Genomic DNA, 18,747 nt, shown 5'->3' on the forward strand with positions numbered 1-18,747 from the left:
TGCCCGGAATTTTTCACCGGGGTCAGGCGCCCCGCACGCACTCTTGGAGGAATAAAGGTCATGACTTTAGTTCGTGAGACAGGGCTGCTGATGCCGTCACGGCGAAGCCTTATCAAGCTTGCCGGTGTGGGAGCAGGCGCGCTTGGCGCGGCTGCAGCGCTGGCTGGCTGCTCTGAGTCGGCTGTTGCTGTTACGCCGGCCACTGCGCCGGTAGATCCCGATGCGATTGCCATCATGTCCTCGAATGAAAATCCCTATGGCCCGTCGCCGAAAGCAGTCGAGGCGATGAAAGCCGAGCTTTCCAATATCAACCGCTATGCCAACGGTCTGACGGCCAAGTTTGCTGAAATGGTTGCCGCGCGGGAGGGCGTCGCGCCAGAGCAGGTTCTGGTCACCAATGGATCAAATCCAATCCTGGCCGCCTTCGCAGACTGGGTGAATGTAAAGGGCGGCAAGATCGTCACTTCCAAGATCACCTATGAAACTGTGGGCCGGGTTGCGCAGCAGGTTGGGACGGAGATTGTCGAAATTCCTCTGGATGCGGAGCTTGGATATGATCTTGAGGCCATTGCGGCCGCCGTGGGCCCCGACACCGGCGCCGTCTATATCTGCAATCCGAACAACCCAACGGGTCGTGTCATCGAGCCGGCTAAACTGAAGGCCTTCGTCGAAGACGTCAGCAGCAAGGTTCCGGTTTTCATCGACGAAGCGTATCTTGACCTGGCGGATGATTATCCGGCGGGCGTGATGAGCGAGTTTGTCAAAGCCGGTCGGCCAGTCATCGTGGCGCGGACTTTCTCCAAGCTTTACGCCATGGCAGGCCAGCGCCTGGGATATGGAATCATGCCGGCCGAGATCGCTATGGATATCCGCAAATCCGGCCGTCTTTCGTCGGTCAATCATCTCGGTCTTGTCGCGGGCATCGCCAGCCTGGAAGACACGGTCTATTTTGAAGACATGCGGATGAAGCATGCGCTCGCCCGTCAGAAACTCATCGCAATGGCGAAGGATCTGGGCCGGCCTATCGCGCCAGATCCGCAGGCGAGCTTTATCTATATGGATGTCGGTATGCCAGCCGGTGAGTTCTCCGCCAAAATGCTGGAGAAGGGCGTGCGGGTTGTAGGCTCCCGCTGGCCTGAAATGCCCAACTGGTCACGCATATGCGTGGGTCTCGATCACGAAATCGAGAAATGCCATGCGGCGGCCAAAGAAGTGCTCGCCTGATTCCTGCTTCGCGGGGGCTGTACTCAGCGCAATGGTTTCCGTTCCCGTCAGGGGCGGAAGCCGGTTTGCCTTTCGCCTGGTTCGACAATACGCTGCGCATGCTGAACGAAATCCACGAGCAGGGGGCGGGTCTCCCGCGGGTCAATTATTTCCTCCGCAAAGAAACTTTCTGCCGTCCGGAAGGGTGAGCGTATAGCTTCAAACTTTTTGTAGAGCTGCTCTTTCAGGGCGGCCGGGTCTTCGGCTTCGGTGAGTTCCTTGCGGAAAGCGGCCTCGATGCCGCCTGCCATCGGCAATGAGCCCCAGTCGCCGCTTGGCCAGCAATAGCGCCATTTGGTCTTTGACTGGTTCATCATCGCAGAGCCAGCGAGCCCATATGCCTTGCGGATGATCACGGAGCAGACCGGAACGCTGGCCTGGTAAACTGCCGTCATTGCCCGCACGCCCGCGCGGGTGACACCGGCGGTTTCGGCTTTCACGCCAACAGCAAAGCCGGGGCAATCCACGAAATGGATCACGGGCAGATGGAACGTCGAGCAGAGATCCATATGGCGGGTGACCTTGTCACAGACATCCGCTGTCCAGGCGCCATCCAGGAAGAAGGGGTCACCGGCCATAATACCGACGGCATGGCCATCAATCCGGGCGAGGCCCGTTACGATCCCCCGGCCCCAATCGTGGCCAATTTCGAAGAAGCTGCCCTTGTCCACTACCGCTTCGACGATACGGCGGGGCTTGTAGGGCGTGCGTCCATCTTTTGGCACAATGGAAAGAAGGCTCTCTTCCTTCCGCTTCGGATCGTCTGCCGGCTGAATACGTCCAGGCAGATGATGCACCGAAGGGGGCAGGTAGGACAGGAACCGGCGCGCGGCGATGAAGGCGTCGGCTTCGCTGTCGACGACGTTATCAACGGTGCCGTTCTGCCCCTGGATTTTCCAGCCGCCAAGTTCTTCCTTGGTGACGTTCTCGCCCAGCGCGATGGCAACAGGCGGGCCGGCTACAAAAACCTGGCTGAGCTCTTTCACCATGATGCTGAAATGACTGGCGGCGACCCGGCCCGCTCCCATGCCTGCGCAAGGTCCGAGGGCGAGGGACACGAACGGTACCTGCGTCAGGCCATGAACGATTTCGCTCCAGCCGGGTGTTTCGGGAATATAGGTCCGCGGGTCTTTCTCCAGCATCTTCACAGAGCCGCCCCCGCCGGTGCCATCAATCATCTGAACCAGCGGCATGCGGTACTCGGCAGCCATCTTGATAGCCTGGGCCATTTTTTGCCAGATCGCGGCATCGGCGGCGCCGCCGCGTACCGTGAAATCATCGGCCAGAATGACTGCTGGATGTCCATCCAGCCGCGCCCGCCCCATGACGGAATTGGACGGCATGAAACCGTCCAGTTCCTCATCCGCGCCATAGGTCGCTTTGCCAGCGATCTTGCCGATTTCGTGGAAACTGCCGGGGTCAGCCAGGAAGGCCACTCTTTCCCGCACAGTGAGTTTGCCACGGCCCCGCTGTCGCGAAACCGGCTCCTCGCCCCCCATCTCCTCAGCCAGACGTTCCCGGCGGCGGAGCTCTTCAATCGATTTTTCCCAACTCATGCGTTGCAGTTGATCGATGTGCCGCAAGGCGCGTCAAGGGAATCTTCTTGCCGGGCATCGTCCGGTTTGCTTTATCCCCCACAGGTATCAATCCAAGGAGGACGCCTGATGGATCTCGCCCAACTTACTGAGCGCGCACAAGCAGCCGTTGCTGGCGGCAGCGATTTCAAGAAAAAAGTAAAATTCGACTTCGGCACCGCCGGCAAGCTGTTCATCGATGGCGCCGCTGGCGTGGCTGACAATTCCGACAGTGCCGCAGATGCCACCATCTCGGTCACCTGGGACGACTTCACCAAGCTGGCCGCTGGCGCGCTGGACCCCACCATGGCGTTCATGCAGGGCAAGCTTAAGGTTGCTGGCGACATGTCGGTTGCCATGCAGCTTCAATCGCTGATGAAGAAGCTGGCTGGCTGAGCCATCTGAATCAGATCGCTTGACGCATTGGGCCGCTCCGGGGAGACCTGCGGGCGGCTCAATTTTTGGCCCTGGGAGGCCTGTGCATGGCGAAATCCTCCGATGACAGGCGGAGCCGGTTTGTTGAGGTTCCGTGGAACACGCCGCCCAAAGGCGCCGAAATCGTATGGTTTGAGGGGTCTGAAGGGCGCCGTCTCCGGGCCTGCATCGCGCCGGCGCTCTCTCAGTCCAAGCCGCGGGGCACAGTTATCGTCTGTCCGGGGCGCACAGAGTTCATCGAAAAATATTTCGAAGTGGGCCGTGAGTTGCAGCAAATGGGCTTTGCGCTCGTGATCCTGGACTGGCCGGGCCAGGGTCTCTCGGACCGCCTTCTGCCTGACAGCAAGAAGGGTCATATCGACCGGTTCGAGACCTTCATGACAGCCCTCGCCAAGGGGCTGGAGGCGTTCGACAGCCATTTGCCACGCCCATATATTTCGCTGGCCCACTCGATGGGAGGCGCCATTGCGCTGGCTGCTATTGCCAAAGGTCTTGTGAAGGTGGAGGCGGCCGCCTTCTGCGCGCCGATGTGGGGTATTAAATCGCCGGTCCTTGGCATGCGATACCTCGTCTGGGCCATGCGGGCGACAGGGCGCTCAGGCGACTATGCGATGCAGCCCGGCCCGCCGGAACGGTTTGAAACCAATATCGTGACCCATGACAAGCGCCGCTGGGACTTGCAGCGCGCCCTCATTGATGCCCAGCCCGATCTGGAACTCGGCCCGGTCACGTGGGGCTGGTTGGGCGCCTCTCTGGATATTTTCTCGGCCTTTTCAAAACCGAAGGCGCTGGCAAGCATCGACATTCCGGTCTTTGTGGCATCCGCCGGAGAAGAAAAGCTCGTCGATAATGCTTCCCATGCCAAAATCGCGGCTCGTCTGAAGGATTGCGATCACATCACGGTTGACGGCGCGATGCACGAAATCCTGATGGAGACAGACGACCGGCGCGCCGAGTTCTGGGACGGCTTTCAAAAATTACTCAAACGTGCGGGCATCTGACCCAGCACGGATATAAAAACGGGAGGAAATACTTATGGCGATCATTTCACTGTCGCGCATCGTGGCCCACTGGGCTGCGCAGCAGCCGTCACGCACAGTCCTAAGCCATGAAGGCAGGGATGTCAGCTGGGCCGAGTTTGAGGCCCGCACAAACCGCCTGGCGCGCGCCTATCAGAAACTCGGTGTGAAACAGGACGATTTCGTCACCATCTCACTGCCCAATGGCATAGAGTTTTTCGAGGCCTGCTTTGCGACCTGGAAAGCAGGCGCAACGCCCCAGCCCATTTCCGCGCGCCTGCCCAAACTGGAGCGCGATCAGATCGTCGAGATCGGCGCGCCAAGCCTGGTGGTGGGCGTTCCCGGCGGAGAGTATCCCCAGACGGCATGTGTCCCTCAAGGGTTTGAGCCAGACACCGGACTTTCAGATGCTCCGTTGCCGGAAGTTACGGCCGCCAGCTACAAGGCCATGACATCGGGCGGCTCAACCGGGCGCCCGAAACTGATCGTTTCAAAACAGCCTGCTGCCGCAGACCCCGACGTGCCGATGCTGGAAATTCCCCAGCAGGGCTGCATGCTGATCCCCGGCCCACTCTATCACAACGGCCCCTTCCTCTGGGCGATGACGGCGCTCTTCAAAGGCTGCACTATTGTTGTCACCACACGGTTTGACGCTGAAGAAACGCTGAAATTGATCGAAAAGCACAAGGCTGATGTGATCTACACCGTGCCAACCATGATGCGGCGCATCTGGTCGCTGCCTGAAGAGGTCCGCGCATCGTATGACCTCTCCAGCCTGAAGGCGCTCTGGCACCTGGCCGCGCCATGTCCGGCATGGCTTAAAGAATGCTTCATCGAATGGCTCGGCCCGGAGGTAGTCTGGGAACTTTACGGCGGCACGGAGGGGCAGGGCTCCACGACCATTCAGGGTACGGACTGGCTCAAACACAAGGGCTCGGTCGGCAAGCCGGTGGAAACCTGCGAAATGAAAATCGTCGATGAAGATGGGAAAACCCTGCCGCCCCGCGAAGTGGGCGAAGTTTTCATACGCCCGCTCGCCGGTGCGGGCACGACATATCGTTATATCGGCGCCGATGCCAAAGCCATTGATGGCGGCTGGGAAAGCCTCGGCGATCTGGGCTGGATGGACGAGGACGGATTTCTCTATCTGTCCGACCGTCTGTCAGACATGGTCATCGTTGGGGGAGCCAACATCTATCCGGCAGAGGTGGAGGCCGCGATCGAGGCCTATCCGGGCGTTCGTTCGTCTGCTGTCATCGGTCTGCCGGACGAAGACATGGGCGCGCGCCTGCATGCTGTGATCGACCGTCCAGAGGGGCCGGTCGACGATGCCACGATGATTGCCCATCTTTCCGAGCGGCTCGTGCGCTACAAGATCCCCAAGAGCTTCGAATATTCCGCTGAAGCCGTCCGGGATGACGCGGGGAAAGTGCGCCGCAAAGCCTTACGCGAGGCGAGGCTCGCCGCCTCTTGACTTCCCCAAGGGCGCTGCTCGTCCGGTCGCGCCACATCCAAGGGAGGATCAGATCATGAAAGTAGCAGCCGTCAAAAAGCCCGGCGGGCTTCAGAACCTCGTTATCGAGACGCGGGACGACCCCAAACCCAATGCTGGTGAAGTGCTGGTTCGCGTGCGCGCCAGCTCGCTCAACTATCACGATTTCGTCGTTGTGCTCGGCGGTATCCCGACACCCGATGGCCGCATCCCGATGTCGGACGGGGCAGGGGAAGTCGTCGCTGTGGGCGAAGGCGTTACCAAATGGAAAGTGGGCGACAAGGTAATCTCCCTATTCTTCCCGAGTTGGCAGTCCGGCCAGATCGAAGCGGCCGGTTTTGCCAGTGTGCCCGGCGACGGCGCGGATGGGTTCGGCGCCGAATTTGTCGCCGCGCCGGAAACGTCGTTCACCCGCATGCCGGCTGGCTGGAGCTTTGAGGAGGCCGCCACGCTTCCCTGTGCTGCGCTGACTGCCTGGCGGGGCATGTTCGTTGAAACCAAGACCAAGCCTGGCGATTGGGTGCTGGTGCAGGGCACCGGCGGGGTCTCCATCTTCGCGCTGCAATTTGCCAAGATGGCAGGCGCCCGCGTCATCGCCACATCGTCGTCGAATGAGAAGATGGAAAAACTCAAACAGCTCGGCGCCGATCACGTCATCAACTACAAAGACACGCCCGAGTGGGGCCGCAAGGCGTTCGAGCTTACAGGCGGGCGCGGCGTGGATGAGGTCGTTGAGATCGGCGGCCCCGGCACGATGGCTCAGTCGATCAATGCCTGCCGTCCGGGTGGCCATATCTCCCTGATCGGCGTTCTGACTGGCGTGTCCGGCGAGGTGCCAACTGCGGCCCTGTTCTCGCGGAACATCACGGTTTCCGGCATTACCGTCGGCTCACGCCGCCACCAGGAAGACATGGTCGAAGCCATTGAGGCCTCATCCATGCGTCCTGTGATCGACAGCAAATTCCCGCTGGACCAGATCGCCGCTGCCTTTGCCCACCAGGCCAGCCAGAAGCATTTCGGCAAGATCGTCCTGACGATCTAACGGCTGATAAAAACTTGAGCCTTGGGAAGCGCCCGCCTATTCGGCGGGCGTTTCTTTTATGCGCAAGTCTTCCAGAATGCTGTCGCCGTCGGCCGTGTCAGGATCACCGTTTGATTTGTGAATGCCATAGACCACACCGGACAGCAGCAGGATGGCGATCAGGTTCGGGAAGGCCATCGACGCGTTGGCGATGTCGCCAAACAGCCAGACAATGTTCACCTCGGCCATGGCGCCGATGAAGATGATTACCACCCAGATGTAGCGGAAAGGCTTGGTTGCCCATTCCCCGACAAGGAAGGTCACTGCCTGTTCGGCATAGTAGGACCATCCGATTATGGTGGTGAAGGCAAACAGTGTCAGACACAGCGTCACGAGCCAGCCGCCGACCGGCCCGGGGACAGCATCTGTAAAGGCCTGGTTGGTGAGCGTGGCAGGGTTGCTGCCTTCCGCCATCCACACATGTGTCGTCGTCTCACCCGCCCATTGCTTGAACTGCTCGGCTGTTGCCCAGCTTCCTTCGGCCGTGAGGATCACGAGCGCCGTCATGGTGCAAAGTACCATCGTGTCGATGAACACACCGATCATGGCGATCTCGCCCTGCTTGGCGGGATTTTTCATCTGAGAGGCGGCGTGCGCGATTGGCGCGGAGCCTTGGCCTGCTTCATTGGAAAACAGGCCGCGTGCCACACCAAAACGGATCGCCGAAAGCACCGCATAGCCTGCAAGTCCGCCAGCGGCCTGGTTCAGGCCGAAGGCAGAAGAGAAGATCATGCCAAACGCGCCGGGAATATATTGTATATTGAGCAACAAGATTATGAGGCAGGCGAGAATGTAGAGAGCCGCCATCGCGGGAACGAGGCTTCCCGCAACCCGGCCGATGGATTTGATACCTCCGACGATCACCGCAAAGACAAGGCCCGCCAGAACGATCCCCAGCAGCCACAGCGGAATGCCAATTCCACCATCGGAAAACGCGGAATGAATATTCGCAGTCAGGCTGTTGGCCTGGATCATGCCGCCCGTCGCGGTTGCAGATAACAATGTCCCGACGCAGAAGATCGCGGCCAGCCAGGTCCAGTTCTTTCCGAGGCCTTTCTTGATGTAGTACATCGGGCCACCATTGATGCGGCCATTCTCATCGATTTCGCGATATTTGATGGCAAGCGAGCTTTCAGCAAAGGCGAGCGCCATGCCGAAGATGGCCGTCACCCACATCCAGAAGATTGCGCCCGGCCCGCCCAGGGTGAGCGCGGTGGCCACACCGACAATGTTGCCTGTCCCTACCTGTCCCGATAGCGCCGTAGAAAGAGCCTGAAAGGGTGTGATCGCACTCGGATCGCCATTGCCTTTGCGGCCTTTCCAGACCTCAACAAGGGCCGGGATGAACCGCAGAAGTGGCCGGCCACCCAGGCGCAACATGAAGAACAGGCCTGTACCAAGCAGAACAACGGCAATCGGACCGACAGGAAGAACCTGGGCTCCGTTCCACTCTCCGCCCCAGATGAAGCCGCTGATATTCTGAATGCCAGCCTCGAGATGGGCATATAGCGTCGCAAGCATGGATAAGGGCCTCCCCGGCGCCAAAAGTGTCAATTCGGAGGCACACTAGCCCGCTTCGGACGTATGGGAAGCCTTCGACTGTTCTGGCTCGGGCTTTGTTGCGGATGGTTCTTTCAGCTTGCCCGCTTTTGAGGCATAAGCCGCCAGATGACCGGCACCCCCGACCAAAAGCCTCCCGGCGAGAAGCCCATGAAGGGCCTGTTTATCAGGACCTATGGCTGCCAGATGAATGTTTACGATTCCGAGCGCATCCGCGATGTGCTGCGGCCGCTGGGCTATGCACCCGTGGAAACGCCGGAATCAGCCGACCTTGTCGTGGTCAACACCTGCCACATCCGCGAGAAAGCAACCGAGAAGGTCTACTCCGAACTCGGCCAGCTCAAACGGATGAAAGAAGCTTCCGGCGGGCGGATGACGATCGCGGTCGCCGGCTGCGTCGCCCAGGCTGAAGGGGAGGAACTCATCCGCCGTCAGCCCGCGGTCGATCTGGTGCTTGGCCCGCAGGCCTATCACAAGCTGCCCGAGATGATCGCCCGCGCCAGCCGCGCCATCGGCGACCGGCTGGAAACCGAATTTGATACCGTCGAGAAATTCGACGCCTTGCCCAAGACCCGCGAAGCCGATGGTCCGGCCGCTTTTGTTTCGGTGCAGGAAGGGTGTGACAAGTTCTGCACCTTCTGTGTCGTGCCCTATACGCGCGGCGCTGAGATGTCCCGCCGCGTGGACGACATTGTGTTCGAGACCCGCAGTCTGGCCAGCCAGGGCGTGCGCGAGATCACTTTGCTGGGTCAGAACGTAAATGCGTTTCACGGTCCTGCGCCTGTCCTGGAGGGCGGGGAAGATTGGACGCTTGGCCAACTTTGTCGCCATTTGTCCAAAATTGGCGGCATTGAGCGCATCCGGTACACGACCAGTCATCCCCGCGACATGGATGACGATCTGATTGCCGCGCATGGCGACACGCCGGCCATGATGCCGTTCCTGCACTTGCCGGTACAATCCGGGTCTGACCGCATTCTCAAGGCCATGAACCGCGGCCATACGGCCGATCACTACAGGGACATCATCACGCGGGTACGCGCCGCGCGGCCAGACATTGCCATCGCCTCTGATTTCATCGTCGGCTTTCCGGGCGAGAGTGACGCAGATTTTGAGGCGACGATGCAGCTCGTCCGCGACATCGGCTATGCCATTGCCTACTCGTTCAAATACTCCTCTCGCCCCGGCACGCCGGCGGCGGAAATGCACGGACATCTGTCCGAATCCGTAAAGGATGCGCGTCTTCAGGCGCTTCAGGCTTTGCTGCGCGAACAGCAGACAGAGTTCAACGCCTCCCAGATCGGCAAAACCCTGCCCGTCCTCGTCACTGGCAAGGGCCGGAACGCGGGCCAGATGCATGGCCGTTCGCCCTATCTGCAGGCGGTACACTTCGAAGGACCAGACGACCTGAACGGCAAGATTGTAGACGTGAAAGTCATCGGCGCGAGCCTCAATTCTCTGACGGGTGAGCTGGTGCGTGTGGCTGAGGCCGCTCTGTGACTGGAAAGCGCCGAACGCCGTCCGAGCCCGAACCCCAAATGGTCAGCCGCCTCTATGAGGTGCGCGATGCCGAACGTCTGCGCGATCTGTGCGGGCCGCATCACCGCCATCTGACCTTGCTCGAAACGCGCCTCAAGACCTACGGCCTTCAGGCCGAGAGTCAGGGCGGGGGCATCCGGTTAAGTGGCACGCAGGAGGGGGTTTCCATCGCGGAGGCCGCTCTTGCTGATTTCGAGCGGCGGTTGCGCGGCGGCGGAGAGCCGAGCGAAATGGAACTGGATGGCGCGCTGCAGGCGGCGCAATCGCCTTCGCAATCCTTCACTGGCCTTCGCGGCCTGAAAAAATCCGTTACCGCCATGACGCGCGGTCAGGCGAAGTATCTCGATATTCTTGCCAATCCGGACAATGCGCTGGTCTTTGGGGTTGGCCCGGCAGGCACGGGCAAGACCTTTCTGGCGGTCGCGACCGGTGTTGCCGAACTCAACGCAGGTATTCGCCAGAGACTGATCGTGACGCGTCCTGCGGTTGAGGCGGGCGAGAAGCTCGGCTTCCTTCCCGGTACGTTGGAAGAAAAGGTCGATCCTTACATGCTGCCCATTTGGGATTCGCTGCGCGAGTTGATGGGGCAGGAGCAGATGGAGCGCCGCATGGCGCGCGGTGAGATCGAGGTCGCCCCCATCGCCTTCATGCGCGGGCGCACCCTCAAGAACGCCTTTGTGATTGTGGACGAGGCGCAGAACACGACCGCTGCCCAGATGAAAATGGTGCTGACACGCCTTGGCCGCGATAGCCGTATGGTGGTTACAGGCGATCCGGATCAGGTGGACTTGCCTGGAAATCAGGAATCCGGCCTCAAGCAGGGCTTGCGCATCCTCAAGGACGTTGAGGGGATCTCCGTTCACAGGCTGACGGCCGCCGATGTTGTGCGTCACGGCCTCGTCAGCCGCATCATTGATGCCTATGCGGCATCGGGGGAGAGCTGAGGCCCCCGCCATGATTAGTTTCGACCTCATCGTCGAGGATGACAGTTGGGCGGCGCTCGGAGACCTCGAAGCCCTTTGCCGGAAAGCCTTTGATGCTGCTGAATATGTTGCGCCGGTAGAAGAGGGCAATATTGCCCTGTTGCTCGCCGATAATCACGTCCTGCACCAGCTCAACCTGGATTTCCGCAGCAAGGACAAGCCGACGGATGTGCTGTCTTTTCCCTCGCTTCCGATGGACCGGCCGTTTCTCGGGGACATTGCTGTCGCTTGGGGTGTGTCTGCATCCGACGCAAAAATCCAGGGGAAGCCCCTCGACGCCCACCTTGTTCATCTGCTGATTCATGGCTACCTGCACCTGCTCGGATTCGATCATGAGACGGACGATGAGGCTGCAGAAATGGAAGCGCTGGAGATAAAGGCGCTTGCTTCCCTCGATATTGCTAATCCATACCGGAATGACTGATTGAAATGAGCGACTCAGACCCCTCCGACGCCGGCCCGTCCGGCCGATTGCGAAGCCTCTTCGGGTTCCGCAAGAAAACGCCCGAGCCTGCGACGGCTGCCAGCAGGGACTTGGACCCTGCCGGTGCGCCGCAGGTAATGCGGCTGCGTCTTGCCGAGTTTGAAGAGTTGCGGGTCGATGATGTCATGGTGCCCCGCGCCGACATAAAAGCGGTCGAAGCAGGCACCGGAATTCAGGAGCTTCTGGAGTTCTTTGCCGAAGTCACGCATTCCCGCCTTCCTGTATTCCGGGAGTCGCTGGATGATCCGATCGGTTTCGTTCACATCAAGGATCTTGTCACGGAGCTGGCAAAGGGCGGGACGCCGCCGCGCCGCCCGCTCGAGAGTCTGCATCGCGAAGTGCTCTACGTTCCCCCGTCCATGAAGTTGACGGACCTGCTGGTGAAGATGCAGGCGACGCGTATTCATCTGGCGCTGGTCGTGGACGAATATGGCGGCACAGACGGCCTGATCACGCTGGAAGATCTCGTGGAAGTCATCGTGGGCGACATCGAGGACGAACACGATGATGAAGAAGCTATGTTCGTTCGGCGAAGCGCGCGTGTCTGGGAAGCCGATGCACGCACGGAAATCGAGGACTTCCAGGAAGAGGCCGGTGTTGATCTTAGCCTGGATGATCTGGATGCAGACATTGATACGCTGGGCGGCGTCGCCTTCGCGCTTGCCGGCAAGGTACCGGTTCGCGGGGAAGTGCTACGGCATCCCGGCGGCACTGAGATTGAAATTGTGGATGCAGACTCGCGGCGGGTTCGCCGTTTGCGTCTGCGTCTGCCAGAGCCACCCCCACAGCCTGCCGCTGAGGAGTAGAGTTAAATGAGCAAAGCTGTGCGCAGCCACGGGTTCACTGCGCTTGGACCTTTGCATGAGGCTTTTGCCCGCCTGTCTGGTGTGCCCGCGCTTGCCGCAGCCTTTGCTTTGGGCGCTTTGTCGGCGGTCGCCTTTGCGCCGTTTCATTTCAGCGCTGTGCTGGTGATTTCATTCACCGGCCTTGTCTGGATGATTGATGGCGCGCGGTCGCAGGCCAGATGGGGCAGGGCGGTGTTTCTGCGTGGGTGGGCCTTCGGCACAGGCTTTTTCCTGGTCAGCCTGCATTGGACCGCGATGCCGTTCCTTGTCGATCCGGCCAGAACAATCTGGTTCATCTGGATGCCCCTTGTTCTGCTTCCGGCGGGGATGGCGATCATCTGGGGTGTATTCACCGCCATGGCGGGCGCTTTCTGGTCTGCATCTCCGTCGCGCGTATTTATCTTCTCCCTGTTCTTTGCACTGGCAGAGTTTGTGCGCGGCCACCTCTTCGGCGGGTTTCCCTGGAACCTTCCGGGTACGACCTGGATGCCCGGCGGCGCCTTGTCTCAGGCGGCGTCCCTGGGGGGCGTTTACTGGCTGACACTGGTGACGGTGTTTGTCATGGCCTCTCCTGCCGCGCTGGTAGATACGCGCGAAGGGCGCGGCATACCGATCAGGGTCGCGCCGGCGCTTGTGTCGGTGGTGGCGCTTGCGCTCGGTTGGGCATGGGGCGCAAACCGCACGGAAGCGACATCACCGCTTACCGATCAGTCCGTCGTCGTGATGGATGCCGGCGTTCCCCAGGATAAATGGGATACGCTCGGACCCGATCCTGTACTCTACGAATATCTTCGGATGCTCACCTATCCCGATAGCCGGCCGGGCGACATCGTCGTGTGGCCCGAAGCGGCTATACCCGCCTACTTGCTGCAGGATGCAAATGCCCTTGATGCGATCGCCGCCTATATCGGCCAGCGAAAGCTGATCGCCGGCACGACCCGCTATGAGCTCACCACCAATGACAGCCGCATTTATTATAACAGCCTCGCGGTCATGGATGAGACGGTGAATCAAACCGGTCCTCTTGCGCTCTACGACAAGCACCGGCTGGTGCCGTTTGGAGAACTCGCCGCGATCAACTTCATTCCTTATGGCCCTCAGTTGAGCAGCCTTTTGCCTCCGACGGTTCAGCGGCTTGCCGCGGATGGGTTCCGTCCCGGCGCGGGCGCAACCGCGATCGACACTGGCGGGCTTCCAGCGTTCGTGGCGCTGATCTGTTATGAAGGGCTTTTCCCGGAGATAACGCGCGGCGTGAACGTCACGGACCGGGCGCAATGGATGGTCATGATTTCAAATGACGCCTGGTTCGGCCGGGGTTTGGGGCCGGCTCAGCATTACGCTCAGAACCGCTACCGCGCGATCGAGACAGGCCTGCCGCTCGTTCGGGCGGCCAATCGTGGAACGTCCGGCATTATCGACGGCTACGGCCGTGAAATCATGCGTACCATACCGGCTGAAACGGCGCCTGAAGGATGGTCGACGTCTTACGGCCGGGCGCGGTTGCCGGTTCCGGCTGACGTTACAATGTTCCAGAGCCGGATCGGGGCGGCGCTTTTCTGGATATCGCTCTGTGTCTTCGCGGTGCTGGCCTTTCTGACGTGGAGGCGATAAGCCCTTCTCTTTAGGGAAACGTCGGTACGTCCGGATTTGTCATGTCAGAAAGCAAACTGCCGAGCGATATCGACCGGGTCGTGGGGCAAAACATCCATCGCCAGCGGCGGAAGCTGAAGCTCACCCAGGAGAAGCTGGGAGAGTTGCTAGGTTTGACGTTCCAGCAGGTCCAGAAGTACGAAAAAGGCGTGAACCGCGTCTCCGCAGGCCGGCTTTACGAGATTGCCGGTGTCCTTGAGGTGCCGGTCGAGTTCTTCTTTGATGGCGCAGATACTGTTGTCTCAAATGGAGTTGCCGAGCTAGCGGAAGATCTTGATGACACCCAGCTGGCGGTACTCTCCGACGAAGTTCTACAATTGATAGAGGCGTTTCAGAAAATTGAGGACGCTGCCCTGCGCGGCTCCCTGCTGGCGACTGTGCGTGCGGCGGCCTCAGCATTTGACACCCGCGCCAATTCCGACCGGAGCCGGGATGACTGACACCAGAGATTCAGAGTTCCGGGATCGCCCATTGCGCAGCTTTGGCCGGACAGGCGGGCGCCCCCTGTCGCCGCGTCAGAAAACCCTGATGGCGGAGAAGCTGGATACCTACCGTATTGCTGAGGGCGACGGGCCCTTAGATCTGTGCGCAATGTTTCCCGGAAAAGAGGCTTTCTGGTTGGAAATCGGCTTCGGCGGCGCTGAACATATGATCGCTCAGGCGGCGCAGAATCCAGATGTCGGCATCATTGGCTGCGAGCCCTTTCTGGAAGGGATCGCCAAGGCTCTGGGGGGGATCGAAGAGACGGACCTGAATAATGTCCGCGTCTGGCCAGACGATGCCCGGCCGCTGATCGCCCGCATGCCGGACCAGTGCCTCGATCGCGCCTTCGTCCTTTTCCCGGACCCATGGCCCAAGCGCCGGCAGCACAAGCGCCGCCTTGTGCAGGCAGACTTTCTGTCCATTCTGCATCCAAAAATGAAACCCGGAGCGCGCCTGCGCTTTGCAACCGACGTCAAAAGCTATGCCGACGAGGCGCTGCTGACGTTCGTATCCGACGGCCGGTTTGAATGGCTGGCCGCTTCGCCGGATGATTGGCGCTGCCCGCCGCAGGATCATGTGACCACCCGCTACGAGTCCAAGCGGCTTGGCGACTGCAAACCGGTATGGTTTGACTTCCGGATACGTTGATCTGATGGGGCTTCTTGACGAAAACGCCCGTACATGCACAAATCTAGGCTATCGAAACCGGTCGGTCTGAATATCAAGACCCCGTCAGACCGACGGCAATGACTTTCCCTCCTCCGAGTTTCGAACGGCACCGCACGGCGTAATTCCGCGTCTGCGCGGCCTACGGAAGGCAAAGGAAAGCCATTATGGCAACCGGCAAAGTTAAGTGGTTCAATGATCAGAAGGGCTTTGGTTTCATCAAGCCTGACGATGGCGGCGCAGACATTTTCGTCCACATTTCTGCTGTTGAGCGTTCGGGCCTCAAGACCCTCGCTGAGAACCAGTCTATCTCCTATGAGCTCTATAAAGACGAGCGCCGCGGCAAGACCTCGGCTGTGGACCTCAAAGTCCTCTAAGTCTGAAAGCTGGCTCCTTCGGGAACAGATCGCGGCGGCTTCCGGCAGGGGGCCGCCGATTTCGTTTCGGGGTGCTTTAAAGCCTGACAGACACCCTCTCGACATCTGGGAGAATTGCGACTATCTAGCGCCCAAGTCGAAATATATCGGCGGCGGGTCCGGAAACGGGTCCGCCGCTTTTCTTTAGTCCGGAGCCTGCCCTCTGCACATGATCGTTCTGACTGAACAGGAACGCCGCCTTCTCTCCCTGGTCCAGCCGGTGGCTGAGGGCCTCGGCATGGAAATCGTGCGTCTGCGCGTTCAGGGCGGGCGCCGCCCGCATCTGCAGATCATGGCCGAGCGGGCAGGGGGTGCGCCAACCGGTATCGAAGATTGCGCGCGTCTCTCGCGTGGCATGTCCCCGGTCCTTGAAGCAGCTGACCCCATTTCTGAGGCTTACACACTCGAAGTGTCGACGCCTGGAATTGACCGCCCGCTGACCCGGCCGGGAGATTTTGCCCGGTGGATCGGCCATGCTGTGCGGATTGAGCTCGCGCGCCCCATTGATGGCCGGCGCCGTTTTACGGGCACGATCACGGGCGAAGACAATGATGGCGCTCATATCGAGCTCGACGATGAGACAAAGCTTGTCGCGGCTGTCCATGAGATGAGCCGGGCCAGCCTTGTGCTGACGGATGAACTGATTGAAGCGGCGCGGGTGGCCGGAAATCTGCCCCCGCAGCCGGAAGACGACGAAGACATGCTCGCCGATTTTGAAATCGACGAGTCCGAAGACGAAGAAGACCCAGAGACAGGAGATGTCCAATGAGCGCCATCGGCGTTTCAGCCAACCGGCTTGAAATCCTGCAGATCGCCAAAGCGGTCGCCGAGGAAAAATCGATTGATCAGCGCATCGTCATTGAGGCGATGCAGGAGGCAATCGAGAAGGCTGCCAAGGCCAAGTACGGCCAGGAGCACGACATCCGCGCCAAGATCGATCCGGCGACGGGCGAACAGACCCTGTGGCGCATTCAGACGGTTGTGGATGACGAGACCTTTGAAGACGAGGCCAAGCAGCTGCGTCTTTCCGAAGCCAAGAGAATCGATGCGACCCTCGTGGCCGGCAGCGAGTTGAAGGAAGAACTTCCGCCCTTCGACTTCGGCCGCGTAGCGGCGCAGACGGCCAAGCAGGTGATCACGCAGAAAGTGCGCGATGCCGAGCGTGAGCGTCAGTATAATGAATACAAGGACCGTGTCGGCGAGATCGTCTCGGGTATCGTCAAGCGTGTCGAGTATGGTCATGTGATCGTCGATCTTGGCCGCGCCGAGGGGATCATCCGCCGCAATGACGGTATCCCGCGCGAAAACTTCCAGCCCAACGACCGCGTCCGCGCTTACCTCTACAAGGTCAGCCGCGAAGTGAAGGGTCCGCAGATTTTCCTGTCGCGCGCTGCACCGGACTTCATGCGCAAGCTGTTCGCCCAGGAAGTGCCGGAAGTTTATGAAGGCGTGATCCAGATCAAGGCCTGCGCCCGTGATCCGGGCTCGCGCGCCAAGATCGGCGTGATTTCCAACGACTCCTCGATCGATCCGGTCGGCGCCTGTGTCGGTATGCGCGGCGCGCGCGTTCAGGCCGTTGTCGGTGAGCTTTCTGGCGAGAAGATCGACATCATTCCGTGGAGCTTCGACGCGGCGACCTTCATCGTGAACGGTCTTCAGCCTGCCGAAGTTTCCAAGGTGGTGCTGGATGAAGACGAGCGCCGGGTTGAAGTTGTCGTGGCAGACGATCAGTTCCCGCTGGCAATCGGCCGCCGGGGCCAGAACGTGCGTCTCGCGTCGCAACTGACCGGCTGGCAGATCGACCTGATCACGGAGTCGGCAGATTCCGAGCGCTACCAGAAAGAGTTCCAGGAGCGCACCGACCTGTTCATGAAAGCGCTGGATGCGGACGAAACCCTTGCCCAGCTGCTGGCTTCGGAAGGCTTTGAGTCGGTCGAGGAGATCGCGTTCGTGGCGCCTGAGGACTTCATCACGATTGAGGGCTTCGACAAGGATGTGGCCGAAGAGCTGCAGGAGCGCGCCCGTGAGTATCTCGACCGCGTTGCCACCGAAAACGACGCGAAGCGCCGGGAACTTGGTGTTGCTGACGAGGTGATGGAACTTGAAGGCGTCACCCCGTCCTTCGCCGTGAAGCTCGGCGAGCAGGGGGTCAAGACGGTTGAAGACGTTGCGGGTCTCGTACCCGACGACATCACCGGCTATCGCGAGCCTGGCCCGGATGGAAAGCCGGTCTGGGTCGAGGGCATCCTCAAGAAAGGCGAGATGCGCAAGGACGACGCCAACCTGTTCGTCATGAAGGCCCGCGTCGCTGCTGGCTGGATCGAACCGGAAGCCATTGAAGAGATGTTGGCCCAGCAGCAGTCGACCGAGCCTGCACCGGAGCTTACCGAAGAGGAGCGTGCGCTCCTCGCGCTCGGCGAGCTCGGCAATTCGGGGAATGCTGGAAGTGATGATGACGAAGAGGCCCTCGCCGAAGAGCTCGGCATTGACCTCTCCGAACTTGAATCGGAGGGCGGTGATGACGAAGCCGCATCCCGAGAGTGATCCCCGACTGATCGCAGAAAATGATGAGAATGGCCTGGGCGAGGAAGATGCTTCCTCGCCTGAGCGCCAGTGCGCGGTAACGCGCGAGCGGCTGCCGAAGGCAGAGATGCTTCGCTTTGTTCTGTCGCCGGATGGCATCGTCACGCCAGATGTCTCTGAGCGGTTGCCGGGCAGGGGCGTATGGGTAAAGGCCGAGCGTGGCCTTATCGATCAGGCAGCCAGGAAGGGTGCCTTCGCGCGCGGTTTCAAATCGCAGGTCACGGTGCCTGACGGGCTCAGTGATCTGATAGAGCGTCTGCTTCTCAAGCGCTGTGTCGACACGCTGGCGCTTGCGCGAAAGGCCGGGCAAGCCATATGTGGGTTTGATCAGGTGCGCGACGCCTTGCGGGGTGGCCACCCTGCCTTCCTCCTTGAGGCGGCAGACGGTGCGGAAGATGGCCGCTCGAAGGTATATTTTCTCGCAAAAGCCCTATATAGCGACGTGAAAGTCGCCGGAGCGCTCAGCGCGCCTGAATTGGGCATGGCATTTGGACGTGACCGTGTGATACACGGGCTCGTCCGCAGGGGGGCCATCGCGCAGACCTGGGAGATGGCCTATCGGCGTCTCACCGGATTTCGCGAGGCACCAGAATTGACCTGGTTCCAGGAAACGGACCGGTAGCGGAAACAGCCGGAACGCACAGGCGTTCGGGCGTAATATGTGATATGTAGGA

18 protein-coding genes are annotated in these 18,747 nt (G+C 60.3%); 16 read left to right on the forward strand and 2 right to left on the reverse strand.

Features of this window, described 5'->3' with window-relative positions; all coding sequences use genetic code 11:
- The first annotated feature begins 60 nt into the window (after positions 1-60).
- Positions 61-1,224, forward strand: a complete 1,164-nt coding sequence (locus tag HNE_RS00475; RefSeq protein WP_011645129.1) for a pyridoxal phosphate-dependent aminotransferase — start codon at positions 61-63, stop codon at positions 1,222-1,224.
- A 47-nt stretch (positions 1,225-1,271) separates the two neighbouring features.
- Here the strand turns inward: HNE_RS00475 and HNE_RS00480 are convergent, their stop codons facing one another.
- Positions 1,272-2,819, reverse strand: coding sequence for an acyl-CoA carboxylase subunit beta (locus HNE_RS00480; RefSeq protein ID WP_011645130.1), 1,548 nt, complete (start codon positions 2,817-2,819; stop codon positions 1,272-1,274).
- Between the two features lie 108 nt (positions 2,820-2,927).
- On the opposite strand from HNE_RS00480, the gene HNE_RS00485 reads away from it, so the two are divergent.
- The 4 genes from HNE_RS00485 to HNE_RS00500 all read left to right on the forward strand — a co-directional run bounded on the left by HNE_RS00485 (position 2,928) and on the right by HNE_RS00500 (position 6,825).
- Positions 2,928-3,233 (forward strand): SCP2 sterol-binding domain-containing protein, encoded by a 306-nt coding sequence (locus HNE_RS00485; protein WP_011645131.1) that lies wholly within the window; start codon positions 2,928-2,930, stop codon positions 3,231-3,233.
- An 86-nt stretch (positions 3,234-3,319) separates the two neighbouring features.
- Positions 3,320-4,273, forward strand: a complete 954-nt coding sequence (locus HNE_RS00490; protein ID WP_011645132.1) for an alpha/beta fold hydrolase — start codon at positions 3,320-3,322, stop codon at positions 4,271-4,273.
- Between the two features lie 34 nt (positions 4,274-4,307).
- On the forward strand, positions 4,308-5,765 hold the full coding sequence (locus tag HNE_RS00495) for an AMP-binding protein (protein ID WP_011645133.1): 1,458 nt from the start codon (positions 4,308-4,310) through the stop codon (positions 5,763-5,765).
- Positions 5,766-5,820: 55 nt separating this feature from the next.
- Positions 5,821-6,825 carry a zinc-dependent alcohol dehydrogenase family protein gene (locus HNE_RS00500; protein WP_011645134.1) on the forward strand — a complete coding sequence of 335 codons (1,005 nt, stop codon included), beginning with the start codon at positions 5,821-5,823 and terminating at the stop codon, positions 6,823-6,825.
- Between the two features lie 36 nt (positions 6,826-6,861).
- On the opposite strand, the gene HNE_RS00505 is transcribed toward HNE_RS00500, so the two are convergent.
- Complete coding sequence (locus HNE_RS00505; RefSeq protein WP_011645135.1) at positions 6,862-8,385, reverse strand: alanine/glycine:cation symporter family protein; 1,524 nt, start codon at positions 8,383-8,385, stop codon at positions 6,862-6,864.
- Between the two features lie 189 nt (positions 8,386-8,574).
- On the opposite strand from HNE_RS00505, the gene miaB reads away from it, so the two are divergent.
- The 11 genes from miaB (at position 8,575) to HNE_RS00560 (ending at position 18,695) form a co-directional block, all read left to right on the forward strand.
- The gene (gene miaB, locus HNE_RS00510) at positions 8,575-9,924 is read left to right on the forward strand and encodes a tRNA (N6-isopentenyl adenosine(37)-C2)-methylthiotransferase MiaB (RefSeq protein ID WP_011645137.1); all 1,350 of its coding nucleotides are present in this window, start codon (positions 8,575-8,577) and stop codon (positions 9,922-9,924) included.
- 38 nt (positions 9,925-9,962) lie between these two features.
- The gene (locus tag HNE_RS00515; protein ID WP_011645138.1) at positions 9,963-10,907 is read left to right on the forward strand and encodes a PhoH family protein; all 945 of its coding nucleotides are present in this window, start codon (positions 9,963-9,965) and stop codon (positions 10,905-10,907) included.
- Positions 10,908-10,917: 10 nt separating this feature from the next.
- The gene (ybeY, locus tag HNE_RS00520; protein WP_011645139.1) at positions 10,918-11,370 is read left to right on the forward strand and encodes an rRNA maturation RNase YbeY; all 453 of its coding nucleotides are present in this window, start codon (positions 10,918-10,920) and stop codon (positions 11,368-11,370) included.
- 5 nt (positions 11,371-11,375) lie between these two features.
- Positions 11,376-12,236, forward strand: a complete 861-nt coding sequence (locus HNE_RS00525) for a CBS domain-containing protein (RefSeq protein ID WP_011645140.1) — start codon at positions 11,376-11,378, stop codon at positions 12,234-12,236.
- A 6-nt stretch (positions 12,237-12,242) separates the two neighbouring features.
- Complete coding sequence (gene lnt, locus HNE_RS00530) at positions 12,243-13,886, forward strand: apolipoprotein N-acyltransferase (protein WP_011645141.1); 1,644 nt, start codon at positions 12,243-12,245, stop codon at positions 13,884-13,886.
- A gap of 41 nt (positions 13,887-13,927) precedes the next feature.
- The gene (locus HNE_RS00535; protein ID WP_011645142.1) at positions 13,928-14,365 is read left to right on the forward strand and encodes a helix-turn-helix domain-containing protein; all 438 of its coding nucleotides are present in this window, start codon (positions 13,928-13,930) and stop codon (positions 14,363-14,365) included.
- Positions 14,358-15,056, forward strand: a complete 699-nt coding sequence (trmB, locus tag HNE_RS00540; RefSeq protein WP_049754979.1) for a tRNA (guanosine(46)-N7)-methyltransferase TrmB — start codon at positions 14,358-14,360, stop codon at positions 15,054-15,056. Before HNE_RS00535 ends, trmB begins: the two co-directional genes overlap by 8 nt.
- 185 nt (positions 15,057-15,241) lie before the next feature.
- Positions 15,242-15,451 (forward strand): cold-shock protein, encoded by a 210-nt coding sequence (locus tag HNE_RS00545; RefSeq protein WP_011645144.1) that lies wholly within the window; start codon positions 15,242-15,244, stop codon positions 15,449-15,451.
- 208 nt (positions 15,452-15,659) lie between these two features.
- Complete coding sequence (gene rimP / locus HNE_RS00550) at positions 15,660-16,259, forward strand: ribosome maturation factor RimP (protein WP_011645145.1); 600 nt, start codon at positions 15,660-15,662, stop codon at positions 16,257-16,259.
- Entirely contained in the window at positions 16,256-18,034 is a 1,779-nt protein-coding gene (gene nusA / locus HNE_RS00555) for a transcription termination factor NusA (protein WP_011645146.1), read from the forward strand. The genes rimP and nusA overlap by 4 nt, the downstream gene beginning before the upstream one ends.
- Positions 18,009-18,695: an RNA-binding protein gene (locus HNE_RS00560; protein WP_011645147.1), complete on the forward strand. Its 687-nt coding sequence runs from the start codon at positions 18,009-18,011 to the stop codon at positions 18,693-18,695. The genes nusA and HNE_RS00560 overlap by 26 nt, the downstream gene beginning before the upstream one ends.
- The last annotated feature ends 52 nt before the right edge of the window (positions 18,696-18,747 follow it).

Origin of the sequence: Hyphomonas neptunium ATCC 15444 (assembly GCF_000013025.1) — a bacterium.
Classification (GTDB): domain Bacteria; phylum Pseudomonadota; class Alphaproteobacteria; order Caulobacterales; family Hyphomonadaceae; genus Hyphomonas; species Hyphomonas neptunia.